The organism is Arthrobacter sp. Dra40, assembly GCF_059091905.1.
In genome coordinates this window covers 1-21,256 of record NZ_JBNHHB010000081.1, presented here as the reverse complement: position 1 = coordinate 21,256, position 21,256 = coordinate 1, and the positions used below count along the sequence as shown (strand labels likewise).

At 62.0% G+C, this 21,256-nt stretch carries 19 protein-coding genes and 2 tRNA genes; 8 read left to right on the top strand and 13 right to left on the bottom strand.

Annotated elements, in window-relative coordinates; translation table 11 throughout:
- Window positions 1-417: 417 nt before the first annotated feature.
- The 13 genes from AC5RWT_RS22890 to dnaA all read right to left on the bottom strand — a co-directional run bounded on the left by AC5RWT_RS22890 (window position 418) and on the right by dnaA (window position 13,481).
- Window positions 418-543, bottom strand: a complete 126-nt coding sequence (locus AC5RWT_RS22890) for a hypothetical protein (protein WP_494082160.1) — start codon at window positions 541-543, stop codon at window positions 418-420.
- A 204-nt stretch (window positions 544-747) separates the two neighbouring features.
- Window positions 748-1,152, bottom strand: coding sequence for a hypothetical protein (locus tag AC5RWT_RS22885; protein ID WP_494082159.1), 405 nt, complete (start codon window positions 1,150-1,152; stop codon window positions 748-750).
- 380 nt (window positions 1,153-1,532) lie between these two features.
- Window positions 1,533-1,605, bottom strand: a tRNA-Ala gene (locus tag AC5RWT_RS22880).
- A 36-nt stretch (window positions 1,606-1,641) separates the two neighbouring features.
- Window positions 1,642-1,758, bottom strand: a complete 117-nt coding sequence (locus AC5RWT_RS22875; protein ID WP_493972200.1) for a DLW-39 family protein — start codon at window positions 1,756-1,758, stop codon at window positions 1,642-1,644.
- A gap of 37 nt (window positions 1,759-1,795) precedes the next feature.
- A tRNA-Ile gene (locus AC5RWT_RS22870) sits at window positions 1,796-1,869 on the bottom strand.
- A 60-nt stretch (window positions 1,870-1,929) separates the two neighbouring features.
- Window positions 1,930-2,493 (bottom strand): DUF3566 domain-containing protein, encoded by a 564-nt coding sequence (locus tag AC5RWT_RS22865; protein WP_493972199.1) that lies wholly within the window; start codon window positions 2,491-2,493, stop codon window positions 1,930-1,932.
- Complete coding sequence (gene gyrA, locus AC5RWT_RS22860) at window positions 2,490-5,219, bottom strand: DNA gyrase subunit A (protein ID WP_494082158.1); 2,730 nt, start codon at window positions 5,217-5,219, stop codon at window positions 2,490-2,492. The genes AC5RWT_RS22865 and gyrA overlap by 4 nt, the downstream gene beginning before the upstream one ends.
- A gap of 83 nt (window positions 5,220-5,302) precedes the next feature.
- Entirely contained in the window at window positions 5,303-7,327 is a 2,025-nt protein-coding gene (gene gyrB, locus AC5RWT_RS22855) for a DNA topoisomerase (ATP-hydrolyzing) subunit B (RefSeq protein WP_494082165.1), read from the bottom strand.
- A 316-nt stretch (window positions 7,328-7,643) separates the two neighbouring features.
- Window positions 7,644-8,141, bottom strand: coding sequence for a DciA family protein (locus tag AC5RWT_RS22850; RefSeq protein ID WP_494082164.1), 498 nt, complete (start codon window positions 8,139-8,141; stop codon window positions 7,644-7,646).
- A 115-nt stretch (window positions 8,142-8,256) separates the two neighbouring features.
- Window positions 8,257-9,453: a DNA replication/repair protein RecF gene (gene recF / locus AC5RWT_RS22845; protein ID WP_494082157.1), complete on the bottom strand. Its 1,197-nt coding sequence runs from the start codon at window positions 9,451-9,453 to the stop codon at window positions 8,257-8,259.
- Window positions 9,454-9,463: 10 nt separating this feature from the next.
- Window positions 9,464-10,381 (bottom strand): phosphogluconate dehydrogenase (NAD(+)-dependent, decarboxylating), encoded by a 918-nt coding sequence (gnd, locus tag AC5RWT_RS22840; protein WP_494082163.1) that lies wholly within the window; start codon window positions 10,379-10,381, stop codon window positions 9,464-9,466.
- Between the two features lie 42 nt (window positions 10,382-10,423).
- Window positions 10,424-11,548 carry a DNA polymerase III subunit beta gene (gene dnaN / locus AC5RWT_RS22835; protein WP_493972194.1) on the bottom strand — a complete coding sequence of 375 codons (1,125 nt, stop codon included), beginning with the start codon at window positions 11,546-11,548 and terminating at the stop codon, window positions 10,424-10,426.
- Window positions 11,549-12,065: 517 nt separating this feature from the next.
- Window positions 12,066-13,481 (bottom strand): chromosomal replication initiator protein DnaA, encoded by a 1,416-nt coding sequence (dnaA, locus tag AC5RWT_RS22830; protein ID WP_494082156.1) that lies wholly within the window; start codon window positions 13,479-13,481, stop codon window positions 12,066-12,068.
- 430 nt (window positions 13,482-13,911) lie between these two features.
- Here dnaA and rpmH point away from each other — a divergent pair, with 430 nt between their 5' ends.
- From rpmH to AC5RWT_RS22790, 8 genes are all read left to right on the top strand, one after another.
- Window positions 13,912-14,049: a 50S ribosomal protein L34 gene (gene rpmH / locus AC5RWT_RS22825; protein WP_127513203.1), complete on the top strand. Its 138-nt coding sequence runs from the start codon at window positions 13,912-13,914 to the stop codon at window positions 14,047-14,049.
- Between the two features lie 72 nt (window positions 14,050-14,121).
- Window positions 14,122-14,517, top strand: coding sequence for a ribonuclease P protein component (gene rnpA / locus AC5RWT_RS22820; RefSeq protein WP_494082155.1), 396 nt, complete (start codon window positions 14,122-14,124; stop codon window positions 14,515-14,517).
- 5 nt (window positions 14,518-14,522) lie between these two features.
- Window positions 14,523-14,924 carry a membrane protein insertion efficiency factor YidD gene (gene yidD / locus AC5RWT_RS22815; protein ID WP_494082162.1) on the top strand — a complete coding sequence of 134 codons (402 nt, stop codon included), beginning with the start codon at window positions 14,523-14,525 and terminating at the stop codon, window positions 14,922-14,924.
- Between the two features lie 2 nt (window positions 14,925-14,926).
- Window positions 14,927-15,892 (top strand): membrane protein insertase YidC, encoded by a 966-nt coding sequence (gene yidC, locus AC5RWT_RS22810; protein ID WP_494082154.1) that lies wholly within the window; start codon window positions 14,927-14,929, stop codon window positions 15,890-15,892.
- Window positions 15,889-16,455: a Jag family protein gene (locus AC5RWT_RS22805; protein ID WP_494082153.1), complete on the top strand. Its 567-nt coding sequence runs from the start codon at window positions 15,889-15,891 to the stop codon at window positions 16,453-16,455. The genes yidC and AC5RWT_RS22805 overlap by 4 nt, the downstream gene beginning before the upstream one ends.
- Window positions 16,456-16,504: 49 nt before the next feature.
- Window positions 16,505-17,131, top strand: coding sequence for a 16S rRNA (guanine(527)-N(7))-methyltransferase RsmG (gene rsmG / locus AC5RWT_RS22800; RefSeq protein ID WP_494082152.1), 627 nt, complete (start codon window positions 16,505-16,507; stop codon window positions 17,129-17,131).
- A 161-nt stretch (window positions 17,132-17,292) separates the two neighbouring features.
- Window positions 17,293-18,312 (top strand): ParA family protein, encoded by a 1,020-nt coding sequence (locus AC5RWT_RS22795; RefSeq protein ID WP_494082161.1) that lies wholly within the window; start codon window positions 17,293-17,295, stop codon window positions 18,310-18,312.
- Window positions 18,313-18,395: 83 nt separating this feature from the next.
- On the top strand, window positions 18,396-19,688 hold the full coding sequence (locus AC5RWT_RS22790) for a ParB/RepB/Spo0J family partition protein (protein WP_494082151.1): 1,293 nt from the start codon (window positions 18,396-18,398) through the stop codon (window positions 19,686-19,688).
- Window positions 19,689-21,256 lie beyond the last annotated feature (1,568 nt).

The following is a 21,256-nucleotide window of genomic DNA, read 5'->3' as shown; positions in this document are numbered from 1 at the left end:
GATCCGAAGATCGGGGCCTCGCTGTTCCGGTGGAGGCAAGGGGACTCGAACCCTAACCCCCTGCTTGCAAAGAAGGGTGTGAGAACGTATGTCTGCTGGTCAGGCTCGATTCTCGGATGACAAGGGCGCACCGTAGGGCGCACTAAGGCTATCTAGGCGGCCTCGTCATCGTCCGAGTCGCCGTCCGCTTCTCTTCAAGGCAGCCACAAGGGTGGCGGGGCTGTCTATGTAGGCGGACCGGCCGACAGAGCCGTACAGGTTCAGCCTTCTTCTGGATCAAGGTCGGCAGCAGCGACGGTTCGAGTTGTAATCACGGGCCAATCCAACCACATTGCGTCCTGCGTCGACGGTAGGTAGCGCCCAACGGAGGAACCCTTGCCAGCGGAGCCGGCCCTCGAACATTCGATCAGCCCCTGGTCACTTCACCAGTTCGAGAAATTCGGTCAGGTCCTTGCCGCACTGACCGTAGTCGTAGACCGTCGTTTCCATTCGCGGCGAGCATTGGACATTGATGCGTGCGGGCATCTTCTCGGGCAGCCGCATGGAGATGACCTCTCCCCACGTCCAGATGTTGGTCCGGATGTATACGTTTATCGTCGAATGCCGGGTCTGGACCCTGGCACCGAGTGGTCCGCTGACGGTATTGCCGGATCGGACGCAAGTCGATGATCGTTAACCAAAACGGCAGATTCGTGAAGAATTTTTCACGAATCTGCCGTTCTGGTTGTTTGGTGAGGGTCTGTCGCCCTACGCCGGCGCTATGTGCAGCAGCGGCAAGAGTTGGAAGGTCACCAGAAGGTTTACCAGGAACCCTGCGATGCCCGTAGCGCCGATGCCGACTGCGGCGCCGGCCAGAGCCTTGCCAGCCCCACGGCGTATTCCCGTTGCACCGAGGATCACGGCGATGATGTTCAAAGCGGTGACGATACCCCAGACGATGGCGGCGAAGGTGAAGAGGTTGTCGTAGTCCCCCCTGGCTGCTGCCTGCCGTGCGGAGATGGGGCCGGCGTAGGTAGCGAACCAGGTGAGCAGTACACCGATCGCTGCGGCTGTAAATGCCGCCCATGCGATTTTGCCGGCCCGCCGACTGGTCGAAACGGGTTGCGCCGGGGAACCCGACCGGGCCTCGGGAGATGTCTGCTGATCGCTCATATTCCGGAGTCTAACTGTGTCGCGTGCCACTCGGACCTCTTGCGTCTGTTTTGACTGGCGGATTTGAAATCCTTTCACCAGCACCAAGGGTGTACCCGGTGGCTCAGCCCTTCAGCCGCCGCCGGACCTCGGTAGGCGCACCGGGCGCACCTAGTCGAGACGGCTGTCAGCTCCCGCATGTTTCCGCAGAGGTCCAAGGCGCACTAGACCAAACACGAATCACTACCAATTCTGTACCGTATACCTACCGGTCAAAGCTGTCGGGAGGGCTGCCTCTTAGTAAGAACATTGGGCACTTCGCTATCGAAAACGGCGCCGGCCTGCGGTTATACAAAAAGGAAGACCCGAACCTTGCGGTTCGGGCCTTCCTTTTCATCCGGTGGAGGCAAGGGGACTCGAACCCCTAACCCCCTGCTTGCAAAGCAGGTGCGCTACCAATTGCGCCATGCCCCCGGAGGGTCCGGCCGGTCCAGCCAGCCGGTTTTTGAGTCATTTGACCTTATCGGTCGCCTGGCTCCAAGCGGTTTTCTCCGCTTCGGATTCCTGCCACTTCTTATAGGCGACGACACCCGCAGCGGCGGCTGCCATCAGCAGCAACTTCTTCAAGATGTCCTCCCGAGAATCGGTGGGATAGGTAAATCCGTGGGCGTACCAGGACTTGAACCTGGGACCTCTTCGTTATCAGCGAAGCGCTCTAACCGCCTGAGCTATACGCCCCCTGCCCTTGCGGGCCGAGATACGACTTTACAGCACGCCGGGCCGGAACTTCAAATCGGCTCAGTCGTCCGTCAGCGTGACCCCGATGCCGCCCACCAACGTGGCCGAGATGTTGTAGAGCACTGCCGACAGCATGGCCAGCGCGGTCAGCAGGACCACGTTGACGACGGCGATGATCGTGGCGAAGGACGCAACCTGCCCCAATGAGGCATAGGACCGCAGGTCGAACCCGCCGCCCTCGGTGCCCGCGACTTCCGTCAAGAGGCCGTTGACCCGGTCAAAAATACCGGTGATGTCCAGCGTGGTCCAGAGCACGATCGAGGCGACCACGGTGACAATGCCCAGCGCAACGGACAGCAGGAACGCCATCTTTAGCACCGACCACGGGTCGACCTTACTGACCAGCAGGCGGGCCCGGCGGACCTTGGCCTTCGGGGCCGGCCGGACGAGCCCGGGGCGGGCCGCTTGACCGGCAGCCGGGCGTTGCCCGCCGTTCGCCGGGCGCTGTCCGCCGTTCGACGGTCGCTGGGCCGGCCGGGCGGGCGTGGCACCGCGAGTGGCAGTCCGGGGCGCGTTGGCCGGTTGCGGGCGCGTTCCCGGCCGTGGCGTTTTAGGTGTACTCACTCGTTACCTCCGTTTTCCGGCGCCGGCGCTTCGGCTGTGGACTGCGTCATGTCTGCGTCCAACGGTACTTCATCGGCTGCCTGCAGCGCAGTTTCGTCATCAGTTGTGGCACCGGTTTCGGCATCAGGTGCCGTGTCTGTCTCAGCATCGGGTGCCACGCCGGTTCCGGTTTCGGGAGCCTGCGGTGCGTCAGGATTCTCGTCGTCTTCCTCGTCGCCGCCCAAGCCCCGCTCAGAGTTGTGTGCAACGGCAATGATGCGGTCCTTCTTGTCCGGCTTGGCGAAAATGACGCCCATGGTGTCACGGCCGCGGGCGGGGACGCCGGCGACGGACGAACGGACCACCTTGCCGCTTTCCATCACCACCAGCACCTCGTCTTCTTCCTGCACGATCAGTGCACCGACCAGATGCCCGCGTTCTTCCTGGTACTTGCCCACCTTGATGCCCAGGCCGCCACGGCCCTGGACACGGTATTCATCGGCCTTGGTCCGCTTGGCGTAGCCACCTGCGGTCACAATGAAGACGTAGGAGTCCTCACGCAGGACGCCGGCCACCAGCAGTTCGTCGTCTTCCCGGAACTTCATCCCGGTGACGCCGGATGTGGCCCGGCCCATGGGCCGGAGTGCCTCATCGGTTGCGGTGAAGCGCAGGGACTGGCCGCGCCGGGAGACCAGCATCATGTCATCGGTTTCGGAGACCAGCCGTGCTGACACGAGCTCGTCGCCGTCACGCAGGTTGATCGCGATGACGCCGGCGGAGCGGTTGGTGTCATAGTCCTCCAGCCGGGTCTTCTTGATCAAACCGCGCTTGGTTGCCAGCACCAGATAGGGAGCCTGCTGGTAGTCCTTCAGGTCCATGACCTGGGCGATGTGTTCGTCCGGCTGGAAGGCCAGCAGGTTCGCCACGTGCTGGCCCTTGGCGTCGCGGCCGGCTTCTGCCAGTTCGTACGTCTTGGCCCGGTACACCCGGCCCAGGTTGGTGAAGAACAGCAGCCAGTGGTGCGTGGTGGTGACGAAGAAGTGCTCGACGACGTCGTCGCCCCTGAGCTGGGCGCCGCGGACGCCCTTGCCGCCGCGCTGCTGGGAGCGGTAGTTGTCGCTGCGGGTACGCTTGACGTAGCCGCCGCGGGTAATGGTGACCACCATTTCCTCTTCGGGAATGAGGTCTTCCACGCTCATGTCCCCGCCGTAGCCCATCATGATCTGGGTGCGCCGGTCGTCGCCGTAGCGCTCCGTGATTTCGGCAAGCTCCTCGCTGACAATGGTGCGCTGCGCTTCTTCGGAGGCGAGGATGCGGTTGAATTCCTCGATCATGCGCTCCAGTTCGGCATGCCGATCCTGGATTTTCTGCCGTTCCAGCGCGGCCAGGCGGCGCAACTGCATGTTCAGGATCGCCGAGGACTGCTTCTCGTCGATGTCGAGCAGTTCCATCAGACCGTCGCGGGCATCTTCCGTGGTGGAGGAGGCGCGGATCAGCGCGATCACTTCGTCCAGGGCGTCGAGGGCCTTGAGCAGGCCGCGCAGGATGTGCGCTTCTTCCTCCGCCTTGCGCAGCCTGAAGCGGGTGCGCCGGACGATGACTTCCAGCTGGTGGGTGACCCAGTGGCGGATGAAAGCATCCAGGGTCAAGGTGCGCGGCACGCCGTCGACGATGGCAAGCATGTTGGCCGCGAAGTTTTCCTGCAGCGAAGTGTGCTTGTAAAGGTTGTTCAGCACGACCTTGGCCACGGCGTCGCGCTTGAGCACAATGACAAGGCGCTGGCCGGTGCGGCCGGAGGTTTCATCGCGCAGGTCGGCAATGCCGGAGACCCGGCCTTCCTTGGCCAGTTCGGCAATCTTCATGGCCAGGTTGTCCGGGTTCGCCTGGTACGGGAGTTCGGTAACGACCAGGCAGGTCCGGCCCTGGATCTCCTCCACATTGACCACGGCGCGCATAGTGATGGAGCCGCGGCCGGTCCGGTAGGCGTCCTCGATGCCTTTATGGCCCAGGATCTGCGCCCCGGTGGGGAAATCGGGGCCCTTGATCCGCTGGATGAGAGCCTCAAGGAGTTCTTCCCGGCTGGCCGTGGGGTTCTGCAGGTACCACTGGACGCCGTCGGCCACTTCCCGCAGGTTGTGCGGCGGGATATTGGTGGCCATGCCGACGGCGATGCCCGAGGAACCATTGACCAACAGGTTCGGGAAGCGGGCCGGCAGGACTGTCGGCTCCTGGTTCTTGCCGTCGTAGTTGTCCTGGAAATCGACGGTGTCCTCGTCGATGTCACGGACCATCTCCAACGCCAGCGGCGCCATTTTGGTCTCGGTATACCGCGGAGCGGCTGCACCGTCGTTGCCGGGCGAGCCGAAGTTGCCCTGCCCCAGCGCCAGCGGGTAGCGCATGGTCCAGTCCTGGATCAGTCGAACCAGGGCGTCATAGATGGCCATGTCGCCGTGCGGGTGGTACTGGCCCATGACTTCGCCCACCACGCGGGCGCACTTGTTGAAGGAGCGCTCGGGACGGTAGCCGCCGTCGAACATCGCATACAGCACGCGCCGGTGCACCGGCTTGAGTCCGTCGCGGACGTCCGGCAGGGCGCGCCCCACGATGACTGCCATGGCATAGTCAAGGTAGGACCGCTGCATCTCGGTCTGCAGGTCGACCTGCTCCACCCGGTCGGTCAGGATTTCGCCCTCGACCGGTGCGTCGCCCATGCCATCGGGCAGGTCCGGCGTCTCTTCGTCGCTCATCGTTTAAGTTTCCTTTGCGTCAAAACCTTGTTGCGGGCCGGCCTACCACTGCCCGCCGGTCGTCGGCGGGCAGCGGGGGCGCGCTAAATGTCGAGGAAGCGGACGTCCTTGGCGTTCTGCTGGATGAAGGAGCGCCGGGACTCGACGTCTTCGCCCATCAGCACGGAGAAGGTCTGGTCCGCGGCGGCGGCATCCTCCATCGTCACCTGCAGCAGCGTGCGGTGCTCCGGGTCCATGGTGGTGTCCCACAGCTCTGTGTAGTCCATCTCGCCCAGGCCCTTGTACCGCTGGATGCCGTTCTCCTTGGGCAGCCGCTGGTTGTTCGCGAGCCCGCGGCGCACCGTTTCATCCCGCTCACGGTCGCTGAAGACATAGTCGTGGGGATGGTTGGACCACTTGATCCGGTACAGCGGCGGCTGCGCCAGGTACACGTAACCCTCCTCAATCAAGGGGCGCATGTACCGGAACAACAAGGTCAGCAGCAGCGTGGTGATGTGCTGGCCGTCAACGTCGGCATCGGCCATCAGCACGATCTTGTGGTACCTGGCCTTCTCCACGTCGAAGTCCTCGCCGATTCCGGCACCAAACGCGGTGATCATTGCCTGGACCTCCGCGTTGCCCAGCGCACGGTCCAGCCGTGCCCGCTCCACGTTGAGGATCTTCCCGCGCAGCGGCAGGATGGCTTGGGTTTCCGGGTTCCGGCCGCGGACGGCCGAACCGCCTGCGGAGTCACCCTCCACGATGTAGATCTCCGACTTGGATGGATCCCGGGACGAGCAGTCCTTGAGCTTGCCCGGCATGCCGCCGGATTCGAGCAGTCCCTTCCGGCGGGTGGACTCGCGCGCCTTCCGTGCGGCCAGCCGGGCTTGCGAGGCCTGGATCGACTTGCGGATCACGTCACGTGCCGGGCCCGGATTGCGCTCCAGCCAGTCACCGAGTTCGTCCGTGACGACCCGCTGCACAAAGCCCTTGGCCTCCGAGTTGCCCAGCTTTGTCTTGGTCTGGCCCTCAAACTGGGGCTCGCCCAGCTTCATGGAGATCACGGCCGTCAGGCCCTCGCGGATGTCGTCTCCGGTGAGGTTGTCTTCCTTCTCCTTGATCAGGTTCTTCTCGCGCGCGTAGCGGTTGATCAGGGAGGTCATTGCGGCACGGAAGCCTTCTTCGTGCGTGCCGCCCTCGTGCGTGTTGATGGTGTTCGCGTAGGTGTGGACGCTCTCCGAATAGGAGGTGGTCCATTGCATGGCCACTTCCACCGAGAGCTTGCGCTCCGTGTCCTCGGTCTCGAACGCGATGACCTCCGGGTGGATGACTTCCACCTTCTTGGAGGAGTTCAGGTGGGTGACGTAGTCGAGCAGGCCGTTGTCGTACCTGTAGACCACCTGGCGATATTCGGCGGTTGTCTGGATCTCGGAGCCGGGGGTCGTGTCAAGGTCCACGTCCTCGGCGTCCGGCGCGTGGTTTTCCGGCCGGCGCTCATCGGTCAGGACAATCTTCAGGCCCTTGTTCAGGAAGGCCATCTGTTGGAACCGCGCGCGCAGGGTCTCGAAGTCGAACTCGGTGGACTCGAAGATTTCCGGGTCTGCCCAGAAGGTCTGCGATGTTCCGGTCTCGGTGGTCTCCTCACCGCGGCGCAGGTCCCCCACCGGCATGCCGCCGTTGGCGAACGACTGGTGCCACACGTAGCCCTGGCGCCGGATCTCGGTCTCCACCCGCGCGGACAACGCGTTGACTACCGAAATGCCTACGCCGTGCAGTCCGCCGGAGACCGCGTAACCGCCGCCACCGAATTTGCCGCCGGCGTGCAGGATGGTCATGACCACCTGGACGGTCGGCTTGCCCTCGGTCGGGTGCATGTCCACGGGGATGCCGCGGCCGTTGTCCACCACCCGGACACCGCCATCAGCCAGCAACGTGACCTCGATGGTGTCGCAGTAGCCTGCCAGTGCTTCATCGACGGAGTTGTCCACGACTTCGTAGACCAGGTGATGCAAGCCGCGCGGACCGGTGGAACCGATGTACATACCCGGCCGCTTGCGGACGGCTTCAAGGCCTTCAAGGACAGTGATGTCGCTGGCGTCGTAGTGCTTGCCGTCGTTGCCCTCTGTCATTTGGGGTTCTGCGCCGGTGTTTTCCAGCTCATTGTCCTCTGCCACAGTTGCCGTTGACTCCTTGTGTTCCGTCCGGGGGACTCGTGTGTCGGCGCCCTTCCGGATGAGAGGACGGGCGCCGCCCAGTCAATTCTACCGTGCCGGGACGGTGAATCCTGCACGAACATGGCTCTAAGCGGCACGGAAACCGGCTTTTGACGCCGCCTCCGGGTGCCGCATGGGACGGTGTATGTCTCCGGACGTCCGCAGCCCTCTACATGCCGTTTACGCAATCGCCGGCCGGCGGCGTCCCGCATGAACGCTTTTGGCGGCGGATTTAGCCGTAGGTATCCCGCGGTCCGCGACCGCCCACGGACCTCTTTCCCTTGCGCCAATTGGGGGCGGCCGGCGCCAGTACTTGAATCTTGGTGACGACGCCGGGGCCCAGCTTCTCGTCGAACCGCTTCAGCAGGGAGCTGGTGAGCAACCGCAGCTGTGTGGCCCAGGCCGTGGAGTCACAGCGCACTTGCACCGTTGTTTCCTCAAAGCTTTCCGGGCGGCAGTGGGCGGCGATGTCGGCGCCGACCAGTTCGTCCCAGCGCGAGATCACCGATCCAACGGCCACCGGGGAACTCCAGCCGCGTTCTGCCACAAACCGGTCGAATACGCGTCCCAACCCCTGAGGGTCACGGCCGAAATCCTGCGGCGAGGATGCCGGACGGGTTCCGCGGGCTTGACGACGGCGGCTGGCGGCTCGGGTGCGCACGTCGCCGCGGGCAGCTGCGGCCAGGCGCACCCGGTTGAGGACGGCCTTCGCGGCGTCCAGATCTTCCACAACACCGGAGTCTTGGGGGGAATCGGTTTCGGCTGGCTGCGGTCGCGGCGCTGCGGGAACCGGCAGGCCAAGCGGGCTCTCCGGATCGGTTTGTTCCTGCGACTGCGGCCGGTGGTCAGGCGGTTTCCTGGCCACTTGCCACGCCTCCCGGAACCACCTTGAATTGATCTCCGGCCAGCGCATCAGGAATGTCCTCGGCCACCGCGGCGGTGACGATCACCTGCTCTGCATCGGCAACAATTCCCGCGAGCTTTGACCGTCGCTCGTTGTCCAGCTCCGCAAAAACGTCGTCCAGAATCAGGACCGGAGTGGCGCCGGGCGCCGCGTCGTCGTCGCAGAAAACGTAATAGGAAGCCAGCCGCAGGGCCAACGCCAGCGACCAGGTTTCGCCGTGCGAGGCATACCCCTTGGCAGGAGCCTGGCCCAGCAACAGTTCCAGTTCGTCCCGGTGCGGCCCGACCAGCGAGATTCCCCGCTCCACTTCGCGCTTGCGCTGCTGTTTGAAAGCGGCGAGGTAAAGCTCCGCCAGTTCTGCTGTGCCCAGGCTTGCCAACGGCGGAAGGCCCGCCCCGGCGTCGTTCTCTACCTCGCCGTCATCCGATAGCTGGCTGTGGATGGTGGAGCGGTAGAGGGCTGCTGCCTGCTTGGAGCCGTCAGTGAGCGCGGCGTAGGCCGCGTTAAGGTGCGGCTGCAGGAGGGTCACCAACTCAAGCCGTGCCTTCAGCAGGGCGGCCCCGGCCTGTGCCATGTGCTGGTCCCAGACCTCCAGCGTGGCCTCATGGGCAGCGGTAAACCGTCCGCTGGCGCGGGCTGATTTGAGCAGGGCATTGCGCTGTTTCAGGACCCGGTCAAAATCGCTGCGGGTGGCAGCGTGGTGCGGCACCAAGCTGGCCAACAGCTCGTCCAAAAAGCGACGCCGGCTGGACGGATCGCCTTTCACCAGCGCCAGGTCTTCGGGGGCGAAGAGCACGGTACGCAGGTGGCCGAGGATGTCGCGGGCGCGGACCGGGCTGCCCCGGTTAATGCGCGCCCGGTTGGCCTTTCCTGCAGTGATCTCCAGCTCCAGGGAGGTACTGCGCCCGCCGCGGTCTACCCTGGCGCGTACCAAGGCTCTCGGCTGGTCGAAACGGATCAGCGGAGCATCGCTGCTAACGCGGTGTGATGAGAGCGAGGACAGATAGCCGATGGCCTCGACGATGTTGGTCTTACCCACACCGTTGGATCCCACAAACACGGTGATGCCGGGCTTCAGGGCGATGTCCACCTGCGGGTAGGTGCGGAAATCTGTCAGGGAAAGGTATTCAACAAACAACGCCGGGCTGCTACTTCGACTCGTTGCCGGGGACGGACTGGCGCTGCACAGGCTTCCTGACAGCATGTCCGCCAAACTGATTCCGGAGGGCGGCCACCATCTTCATGGCAGGAGCATCGTCCTGCCGCGATGCGAACCGGGCGAACAACGCGGCGGTGATGGCCGGTGCCGGAACAGCGTGTTCGATGGCCTCTTCGACTGTCCACCGGCCCTCGCCGGAGTCCTCCACGTAACCGCTGATCTGGCTCAAGCCAGGATCCTCGTCAAGGGCCTTGACCATCAGGTCCAGCAGCCAGGAGCGGACCACCGTCCCCTTTTGCCACGCGCGGAACGTGCCAGGCACATCCTTGATGATCTCCTTGGCTTCGAGCAGTTCGTACCCTTCGGCGTACGCCTGCATCAGCCCGTATTCAATCCCGTTGTGAACCATTTTGGCGTAGTGGCCGGCCCCGACGTCGCCCACGTGGACGAAGCTTTCCTCACGAGGACCCTCAGGGCGCAGCGCGTCGAAGACCGGCATGGCGGCTTGCACCAGCTCGGTCCGGCCGCCTGCCATCAAGCCGTAGCCATTTGCCAGGCCCCAGACACCGCCGGACACGCCGACATCGAGGAAACCGATTTGGCGTTCAGCGAGCAGCGCGTCGTGTTTTTGGTCTTCCGTGAACTTGGAGTTTCCACCGTCAACGACAACGTCGCCCGGTGATAGTTTGCCGGCCAGCTCGGTGATGACCGCGTGAGTCACCTCGCCCGCAGGAACCATGACCCAGACGGTGCGCGGCGCCGGCAGCGCCTGAACCAGGGCATCAAGGGTTGCGGTGTCGCTGACCTCGGCGTTCCGGTCGTAGCCGGTAACCCCAATGCCATGCTCCCGCAGCCGTTGCCGCATGTTGGAACCCATCCGTCCCAAGCCGATCAGTCCGATGTGCAATTCCGTCACCTTTCCTGGTCGTCCATGGGTCGTGCGGATCTATTACTGGTTGGGCAGCCTCACTGGCATGAGCAGGTATCGGTAATCTTCCTTGTCTTCGCCGTCGAGGTCGTCCTGGGCAGAGATGACCGCCGGTTTCGGCGGCGCAGTGAAGGAAAAACGGACGTACTTGCTGTCGAAGGCGCTCAGGCCTTCGGAGAGGTAGTGCGGGTTGAAGGCAACGGTGATCTCATCGCCGGAGAGCGCCGCTTCGATGGCTTCGGAGGCCTGGGCGTCTTCGCCCGTCCCGGCATCCAACGTCAGCAGGCCATCCGTGAAGGCCAACCGGACCGGTGTATTGCGCTCGGCCACCAGCGAAACGCGGCGCACGGCCTCAATCAGCGTCGTGGTTTCGACCGTTGCATGGATCGGTGTGTTGTCCGGGAACAACGATCGGATTTTCGGGTAGTCGCCATCCACCAACAGCGACGTGGTGCGGCGTCCGCCGCTTTCGAAACCGATCAGTTCGCTGTTGTCGGAAAGCGCGATGTTCAGTTCACCCGATCCGCCCAAAGTCTTGGCGACCTCGCTGAGCGTCTTGGCCTTGACCAGAGCACTGGTGGAAATCCCCGGGGTGGTGGGCCGCCACGTCAGCTCCCGAAGGGCCAACCGGTAGCGGTCTGTGGAGAGCAGGGTGATGAGGTCGTCTTCAATTTCCATCCGGACGCCCGTCAGGATGGGCAGGGTGTCGTCACGGCTCGCGGCGATGATGACTTGGCTGACAGCCTGGGCGAAAGCTTCACCGTCCACGACGCCGCTGACATCCGGCAAGGCGGGAAGCTCCGGATAATCGCCTTCGGGCATGGTGGCGAGGTTGAACCGGCTGTTGCGGCAGGTGAGGGCCACCTTCGACCCATCGGTTTCGATATCCACGGGTGCCGACGGCAAGCTGCGGCAGATGTCCGCCAGGAGGCGTCCGGAGACCAGGATTGTGCCCTCATCGGTCACATCCGCCGGAATCTGCAGACGGGCGGAGATTTCGTAGTCGAAGCTGGCAAGGCTGACCATGCCGCCCTCGGCTCGGATGAGCAGGCCCGACAGGACAGGGACAGGCGGACGAGGTGACAGGGAGCGGGCTGTCCATGTCACGGCTTCCGCCAGAACATCCCGATCAACTCTGAACTTCACTGAAGTAAGCCGCCTTTCACAACGAACATGCTGGGGAAGACCGCCTGCGTCTGGCCGGTGCGATGCTGCGGACTACGGGCATCAGGCTGAAGCAGATGGCAACAATTCTCTGTGCAAGCTTAGCCGCAGCGACCGTCATTGCGCACCGAGAGTGTGAGGGGGTCCGACTGAGTGGACTCTGAGGGTTGTTCGGGAACCACGGAGGGGTCAAATGTTATTTGAAGGATTCTAAGAAATGGGATTCGTAGTGTTAGTAACTGCTGTGGATACTGTGGAAAACCCCGGTAGCCCGTTCATCTTCGCCGAAGTTGGGTGTGCACAAGATGTGCAGCGTGCTCGGAGCGGTACCCGGTTGCCTGTGGACGAAAATCCGGGCCTTGGACGGCGTCCACAGGCAACATGCCGGTTGCCCCCTTAAGCAGCGGAGTTCTCCACTTAAGAATCCACAGCCTTATCCACACCTGTTAATTTCACCGGTGTAGTTCCCGGATATGCCGGCGCACGGCTGCGAGAGCGGCTAGTTTTCGCGCTGCTGCTGCTTGATGCGGTTGGTCAGCTCGGTCACCTGGTTGTAGATTGCGCGCCGCTCTGCCATGAGTTCGCGGATCTTCCGGTCCGCGTGAATAACGGTGGTGTGGTCCCGGCCGCCAAGTTCCTGGCCAATCTTGGGCAGGGACATGTCCGTCAGCTCCCGGCACAAGTACATGGCAATCTGGCGCGCCGTCACGAGGGTCCGGGTCCGGGACTTGCTGGTCAGCTCCTCCATGCTGAGCTTGAAGTAGGCAGCGGTCTGGCCGAGGATCGTGGCCGACGTAATCTCCTGCGCCCCTTCGTCAGTAATGAGGTCCTTGAGGACTATCTCGGCCAGGCCCATGTCCACCGCCTGCTGATTCAGGCTGGCGAAAGCGGTCACCCGGATCAACGCACCCTCGAGCTCACGGATATTCGTGGAGATTTTGGAGGCGATGTATTCGAGGACCTCGTCGGGAACAGACAACCCCTCGCTGATGGCCTTCTTGCGCAGGATGGCAATGCGGGTCTCCAGCTCCGGCGGCTGGATATCCGTCAGCAGCCCCCACTCGAAGCGCGACCGCATGCGTTCCTCGAAACCGGAAAGCTGTTTCGGCGGAAGGTCCGACGTGATCACCACTTGTTTGCTGTGGTTATGGAGAGCGTTGAAGGTGTGGAAGAACTCTTCCTGCGTGGCGTCCTTGTTGGCCAGGAACTGGATGTCGTCGATCAGCAGGATGTCAACGTTGCGATACAGCTGCTTGAAGCTGGCACCCTCATCATCCCGGATGGAGTTGATGAAGTCGTTGGTGAATTCTTCCGAATTGACGTAGCGGACGCGGATTCCGTTGTAGAGGTGGCGGGCATAGTGCCCGATCGCGTGCAGCAGATGGGTCTTTCCCAACCCCGAGTCGCCGTAAATGAACAGCGGGTTATAGGCCTTGGCCGGTGCCTCAGCCACCGCAACGGCAGCGGCGTGCGCAAAACGATTGGACGAACCGATGACGAACGTATCGAAGATGTACTTCGGGTTGAGCCTGCCCAATTCTTGCGAAGCCTGCTGCGCCGGGGGCTGGGGCAATGCCTCGCTTCGAACGGCTGCCGGTGCCGGCCGGGGTTCTTGTTCCGGTTCTGGTGCAGCCTGTGGGGCCATGTCGGTGTCAACGCTGAAAGCACAGAGGATGTCGTTCTTGAAAACTTCGAACAGCGCGTCGTGGAGCGGCTCTTTGAGCTGTTGGGACTGGAAGACCTCGCGGGTCAATTCGTTGGGGACTGCCACCAGCAACGTTGTACCGATCAGCCCTTTTGCCTGCGCTAGAACGATGAAGCCGCGTTGCCTGGGCGAAACGCGGTCATCTTGTTCCAGCGTCCGGACCACTTTGCGCCAGGAACTTCCGACGTCGTTGATTTGGTCCGCGTCCACCTAGTACCTCTCAGAAATGCTCAGCATGCTTCGGCCGTTGCCGAGAGCCGGCCCGAAATCCACAGAGTTATTCACAGACAGTGGATAAGGGGCTCCTGCCAAGAGTAGAGCATGAATCTGCTGGACGACAGTTGGGAAGCAGGCCCCTGTGGACTCCGCTTCACGGGTGCCCCAAGGCGGCGCGAATGGCCTCAGGCGTAGAGTTGTCCACAGGCGTTATCCACGGAAACGCCCGGTCGCGCAGACAGCCGGTTTGACGGTACTCACCGCCATCGCCTAACGTTGACTAGTCCTTCATGTCTACTTTGTTGTCCTTGCACGTCCAACGTCCTGGCGTACGAAGTAGGCCCCCATATAGAGCGCCGACCTGTTCTTCCCCCTTGTTGCAATGGGTCCAACCGCATCTGTCGATCGTCTTGGAGTAACCACCGTGAGCAAGCGGACTTTTCAGCCGAATAACCGCCGTCGTGCCAAAAAGCACGGCTTCCGCCTTCGCATGCGCACTCGCGCCGGCCGTGCCATTCTGGCAGCACGCCGCAGCAAGGGCCGCACCGAACTGTCGGCCTAAATAGCCCGGTTGTTGACCCAGCCTTGAGGATCCGTTCCTTGTGCGGCGTGTTTCGGCTGGGCGGGTAGCGCGATGCTTGCCAGCCAACACCGAATGCGCGCCTCGGCGGATTTCTCCACAACCGTACGTTCCGGCGCCCGATCAGGGCGCCGGAACTTAGTGTTATATGCGGCCGCGACCCAGCCGGCCAACCCCACCGCTTTTGGCTTCATCGTCTCCAAAGCCGTGGGGAACGCCGTCCTCCGCAACCGCGTTAAAAGGAGACTCCGGGAACTGGCAGCGGCTACCCTGAGGGATAACACGCATTCCCAAGGACTCGCTGTTGTTGTGAGGGCTCTGCCGGCAGCTGTCGATGCGGATTTCAATGCATTGGCAGATGATTACAGGAAGGCTCTCAACGCGGCCGTGAGCAAGTTGACACCCATGTCTACCGCGCCCGCCGGCGTTGCCCCCAAGGAGAAGGGATGAGCCGCATGACAGCACATGCCGATTTCATGCAGGCCCCCGCTCCTGCCGGCGCAGGCAAGAGAATCCGGACGTTGCCGCAGTCAGTGCTGATCGGGACGTTGTCGGTCTATCGCCGGCTTGTTTCTCCCCTCTACGGCCAGGTATGCCGCTTTTTCCCGTCGTGCTCTGCCTATGCCCTGGAAGCTGTCACCATCCACGGTGCCGCCAAGGGCAGTTGGCTGGCGGCGCGCCGGCTAGGCCGATGCCATCCATGGAACCCCGGCGGCGTGGACCATGTTCCGGCCTCGGCGTCCTTCGACCTCTGGCTACAGGAAAACCCTTCCAGAATCCCCCGGATAGTGGAGCTGAACCATCCACCTATTCCGGCCGACGATGAAGGCCGCGACGCGGCCCGAGGAGCAAATTAGCAATGGACTTTCTAAACACGATCCTGATGCCGTTCACCTGGGTGGTGTCGTGGATCCTGTGGGCTTTCCACGAGGGCCTGTCCTGGCTGGGGTTGGATCCGGCCAATGGCTGGACCTGGACCCTTTCGATCATCGGGCTCGTGTTGGTGATCCGCGCGGCGCTCATCCCGGTTTTCGTCAAGCAGATTAAGGCGCAGCGAGGGATGCAGGCCCTGCAGCCCGATCTGCGCAAACTGCAGCAGAAGTACAAGGGGAAGACCGATCAGCTTTCGCGTCAGGCCATGACGCAGGAGCAAATGGCCCTGTATAAGAAACACGGGACGAACCCGTTCTCGGCTTGCCTGCCGATGCTGATTCAGATGCCCTTCTTCTTTGCACTGTTCCGAGTGCTCAGCACCGCCTCCCACGCCAGCAAGAACGGGGAAGGCATTGGCGCGCTCTCGCCTGACCTGATCCGGCAGTTCGACGCATCGTCGATTTTCGGGGCACCGCTTTCGGCCTCGCTGCTTCACGGCGGCGGGGGCGAACATCAGGTCGCAGTGGTGGTGCTGTCGATCATCATGATCCTGGCAATGACGGCCTCGCAGTTCATCACGCAGAAGCAGATCATGGCGAAGAACATGTCCGCTGAAGCCATGCAGTCGCCGTTCATGAAGCAGCAGCAAATGATGCTCTACATCCTGCCTCTGGTGTTCGGCATCGGCGGCATCAACTTCCCGATCGGCGTCCTGATCTACTGGACCACCACCAACGTGTGGACCATGGCCCAGCAGTTCTTCGTGATCCGCCGTATGCCCACCCCTGGCTCGCAGGCCGCCCGTGAACTGGCCGATCGCCGCGCGAAGAAGGGGTTGCCGATGGTTCCCCTGCTGGGTGAGCGGAAGACGGAGGAGGCCGTGGCGGAAGTGCCCGCGGAGCCAAAGGCCCAGCGTCAGCAGCCGCAGCGTAAGAACAGGAAGAGAAAATGAGCAGCGAAAGCGTATCCGAAGTAACTGAAGAACTGCCGGGCGAATCGGCTGCCGCTGACGAGCAGCAGGAGGATGGTGTCTCCAACACTGCTAAACGCTTAGAGGAAGAGGGAGACGTAGCGGCGGACTACCTTGAGGAACTACTCGACATTGCTGATATCGACGGTGATATCGACATCGAGGTCCGCAACGGCCGCACGTACATTTCCATCGTCTCTGAAGAGGAAGACAACGACGCCCTCAAGGCCCTTGTTGGGCCGGACGGGGAAGTCCTTGAAGCCCTGCAGGAACTGGCTCGGTTGACCGTTCTGACGACGACGGGGACCCGTTCGCGTTTGGTTTTGGACATCACGGGTTACCGCGAAGGCCGTAGCGAAGAACTGCTCAAGATTGCCGAAGACGCCGTGGCACAAGCCAAAGAGACTGGCGGCGATGTTGCACTGGCGCCGATGAGTGCGTATGAGCGCAAGATCGTCCATGACGCCATCGCTGAACTCGGGTTGATCAGCGAATCAGAGGGTGAAGGGTCCAACCGCCACATCGTGGTTTCGGTGGAGTCCTGATTTTGTCCGCTGAAACAGTCCGATAGGCAAAGGTATGTCCGTAGTTGAGATGACTGTGGCCGAGTCAAAAGCTGCTCAAGCCGTTTTCGGTGAGCGTCTGGAGCTGGCCGAACGATATGTTGCGCATTTGGCCACGTCGGGCATTGAACGGGGACTTTTAGGCCCCCGCGAGGTCCCGCGGCTGTGGAACCGGCACGTCCTGAACTGCGCCGTTGTCGCGAACCTGATAGGCAACGACGCCGCGGTCGCCGACGTCGGCAGTGGGGCCGGCCTGCCAGGGTTGACTTTTGCATTGGCGCGGCCTGACCTGCGCTTGACGCTCATCGAACCGTTGGAGCGAAGGGTTGTCTGGCTCAATGAAGTGGTCGACGACCTGGGACTCGACAACGTCGCCGTTCTGAGAACACGAGCCGAACTAGCCGCAGACGATGTTTCGGTTGATGTTGTGACCTCCCGGGCGGTCTCGGCTCTCGACAAGCTCGCCCGCCTTTCCATCCCGCTCCTGCATGGCACCGGGGAGATGCTGGCAATCAAGGGCCGCAGTGCCGCCGAGGAAGTCGCCAAGGCTGCGAAAGTCATCAGAAAACTCGGCGGGCGTGAAACCGACGTCGTGTCCGTCGGAAACGACCTGTTGGAAGAGCCGACGACGGTGGTCAGGATCCGGGTTGCTGGGTGACAGATCCTACACGCCCGCGGATCGCCCGTGAATCTCACCGCGCAAGGATAGGCTAGGAGTGGCCGGTGCGGGACAGTGAAAGCGGGCGAAACCAGATGGCGATGAACAACGTGGTGTCGAGTTTTAGGGAGACGGACACCGAAACTTTGTCGGTGGTCGGCATGGCGGGGCAACCTGATGCAGTTGGTTTGGGCTCTGAAAGCCCTTCTGTTTCACGTGAAACCACCCCCGGGAATGAGGCTGAAACAGCCGACACCAACGTCAAGATAGAGGCTACGGTTCCAAACGTTATGGATTCGATCGACGAAAGCACACCCCTCGCGCAGGAGCTGGCGAGCGAAAATCGCCGGCGTGAACGATTGCAGTCCAAACAGCTCCCTCGCCCGACCCATACCCGGGTACTCACGGTCAGCAACCAAAAGGGCGGCGTTGGTAAGACCACAACTACCGTCAACATAGCCGCCGCCTTGGCCACAGCGGGTCTGAATGTCCTGGTGATCGACATCGACCCTCAGGGAAACGCGTCAACCGCTTTGGGAGTCGAGCACCACGCCGACGTCGACAGCATCTACGATGTTCTGATCAACGACATGCCGTTGAGTGACGTGATCGCTCAATGCCCCGCTATCGGCCATCTGATCGTCGCCCCTGCCACCATCCACCTCGCCGGCGCCGAAATTGAACTGGTGTCTCTGGTTGCCCGTGAGCAGCGCCTGCGCCGAGCCATCGAAGTCTACGCGCAGGAACGTGAAGCAGCCGGATTGCCGAGGCTGGATTACGTGTTCATCGATTGCCCGCCGAGTCTGGGTCTGCTCACGGTCAACGCATTCGTAGCTGCACAAGAGGTGCTGATTCCCATCCAGTGCGAGTACTACGCCCTGGAAGGGTTAAGCCAACTCTTGAAGAACATCGAGATGATTCAGAAACATCTCAACGCTAGCCTGGTTGTTTCAACCATCCTCTTGACGATGTATGACGGGCGAACCAACCTTGCAGCGCAGGTGGCGGCTGAGGTTCGTGAGCACTTCCCGAAGGAAGTACTCAGCGCTGTCGTGCCTCGTTCTGTCCGGATCTCAGAGGCCCCCAGCTATCAGCAGACGGTCATCACTTATGACCCGTCCTCCAGCGGAGCCCTGTCATACCAAGAGGCAGCAGCTGAAATCGCCGAGCGCGGCAAGTAACTGGGAAACCGTCCTGTAACGGTAGAATTCGCCTTAAGCGAGGATGTGCGCGATGTTTCGACGCACGACGGAAGAGGGTCCAAATGAGTGAGAAACGCCGCGGCTTGGGAAGAGGACTGGGCGCGTTGATTCCTAGCGCTCCTGCCATTTCCGAGCCCGAATTAACTGAAACGCCGGGTTCCCCCGCAAAGCGGCGGACGCAGCGCCCAGTTGACGTTTTCTTTCCTGCTTCTCCCGAGAGGGACGAAGCCGACGAGGCGGTCCTAAAGACTACGGATTCCGAGACAGGTACGGGCTCCAGCGCCGCTCAGGTAGCCGAAGTACTGAGGGCTCCTCGCAAAACCGGCATTGCTGGAACCAAACGACCAGCAGCCAAAAAGCCGGGGCCTGCAGACACCACCGGCCCCTCGGCCAAGCCCGGTAAACGCACCACTGCAACGCCGTCCGACCCCGGATCGCGAGGGGATGCTGAATTGCCCGTCGAGAGCGTTGACCAAGTGCTTGAAGCGGCTGGCGGCAACAGCGTTTCACGTGAAACAGCGGCGCTTCCGGATCTGGTCGAGGTCCCCGGCGCAACTTTCGCCGAGGTGTTGGTTTCTGACATCCAGCCGAACCGCAAGCAGCCACGGACGGTCTTCGACGAAGACGACATGGCGGAGCTGGTACATTCAATACGCGAAATCGGCGTCCTCCAGCCCATTGTCGTGCGACCTTCAGACGATGTGGCGGCACAGTACGAACTCGTCATGGGTGAGCGCCGCTGGCGCGCAACCAAGGCTGCCGGCCTGGAAACAATCCCTGCAATCATCCGTTCCACTTCGGATGATGATCTGCTGAGGGATGCGTTGCTGGAAAACCTGCACCGGAGTCAACTCAATCCGCTGGAAGAGGCAGCGGCATACCAGCAGCTGCTCGACGACTTCGGTTGTACTCACGATGAGCTCGCGGATCGCATCGGCCGCTCGCGGCCACAGGTCTCCAACACTTTGAGGTTGATGAAGCTGCCGCCGTTGGTGCAACGCCGGGTTGCAGCCGGCGTCCTTAGTGCTGGTCATGCTAGAGCGCTCCTGGCCCTCGCCGATCACGCCGAGATGGAGAAGCTGGCTCAACGGATAGTCGCCGAAGGACTATCCGTCCGGGCCACCGAGGAGATCGTTTCCCTCAGTGACGGGCTCCGTCGCCCGAAGCGCGAAAACAAGCCGCGAGAAGGTGCCCGTCACGAACGGCTTGACTACCTCGCAAACTCTCTGTCCGACCGCCTCGATACCAGTGTGAAAATTACCCTAGGCGCCAAGAAGGGGCGGGTCAGCATTGAATTCGCCAGCGTTGACGACCTCAACCGGATCATGGACGTCCTCAACCCTGCTGCGCCGTAAACGGCTGCGTTTCACGTGAAACATGGGCTCCGTCCTACCAAGGACGGAGCCCATTCTTTGGGCGGGGTGAGTTTTCGATCAAGCGAGACTCGCCTCTCATGACGATCAGTCTCCGGCAAGTCATCCCGAATTGCCCTGAGCCACAAGACCGAATCCGCCGTTTCACGTGAAACATGATCATGTGCGCGGATAACAAAAGCCGAGAGTCTGCAACGATGGAGGGAAAACCAATAGCGGCGGCGATATTCCCGCGTTGAACCTAGTTTCACGTGAAACACCGCGACTCCCGCCGTGGTCGCGCCGGGACATTTAGCCGACGGCTAAGCACGGCCGCGACTCTTCATCGGCACGTCTTTCGCTCCGGATTCCGTAATTGCTAGGCAGAGGCTCCTTCCAGGCCAGAACATGGTGAGGCATATCCTCTATGGCTGCCTGGATGTAGATGATTTCGGCAGTCATCACCGACTTCTTGCTAGTGGGAGGCAGGAATGGGATGGGTCATGTTTCACGTGAAACAAGCTCCACCTTCGTACCATAGCTCCTCTTTCAGACCGGGAAGCTGTAGCCGAACTCAACATCTGATTGCTCGACATCCGAGTCCGGAGTAGAAACCGCCTGCGGCTGCAAGGCCTGAGACCGTCGTGAAACCCGCATGATCCCTCGTCGGCTGGAACGCAGATGCTCACTAGCAGCTATCGCTTACCTCTCGCCCCTAGTGTGCGCCGGGCGGAGGGGTTCATCCCTCTGGATAATGGAGCACTGCCAGTCACTTTTCACGTGAAACAGCTGGCTCCTGTGGCGATGGCGGACACATTTCAGGCCAACGCAGGCGTCCTGAGTCGCACGTCCGGTTCGCCATGTAAACCGGAGTGGTAGCCGTTTGCGCCGGCTAGGCCAGAGCGAGCCATGAACCCAGCATGATCCCTCGTCGGCTGGAATGCATGTTCTCAATCAGCTATCACCGACGTCTCGCCCCTAGTGGGGGGGAGGGTGTGAGGGATTCGTCGACCTGGATAGTGGAGTACTGCCGGTCACGTTTCACGTGACCGGTCACGTTTCACGTGAAACCGTTGGTACCTCTGGCGTTGGACACGCTCTAGGCCAACGCTGGGAGCGAATCGAACGTATGCTTGCTCGGCAAAACCTACCGCCCCCTCCGCCTACTAGCCGGCGCTGCGGCGCATGGTCATAAACCGCTCACATTCCCCTTCATAAATAGGAATTTTGATTCGAGGATCCGAGCACCGCAATCTCTCTGCGTTCGCAAAAAGACGGTTGGTCTCGCCTCTCTCGACGGTTGAGCTAGCAGTCACTTTCGCCTGAATCTGCTAGTCCTAGCGCGGTGGCACTCATTGCCAGCATCGTTTCACGTGAAACTGTGGGAGCGGCATGATGCGCCTGGTTGCGCCCTCCCTAGGCGCAGCTTAGGGCTTGGCCGAATCCTAGCGGCTATCAGCGGGCATCCAGCGGCAGGGTGATCGCGGAACTCGATACGGGTTCCTACCCCCAGGACTGGCTCGTGCCACTTCTCGTCGTGGGGCCGCGCGTCTTCAACGACCGACGTCCCG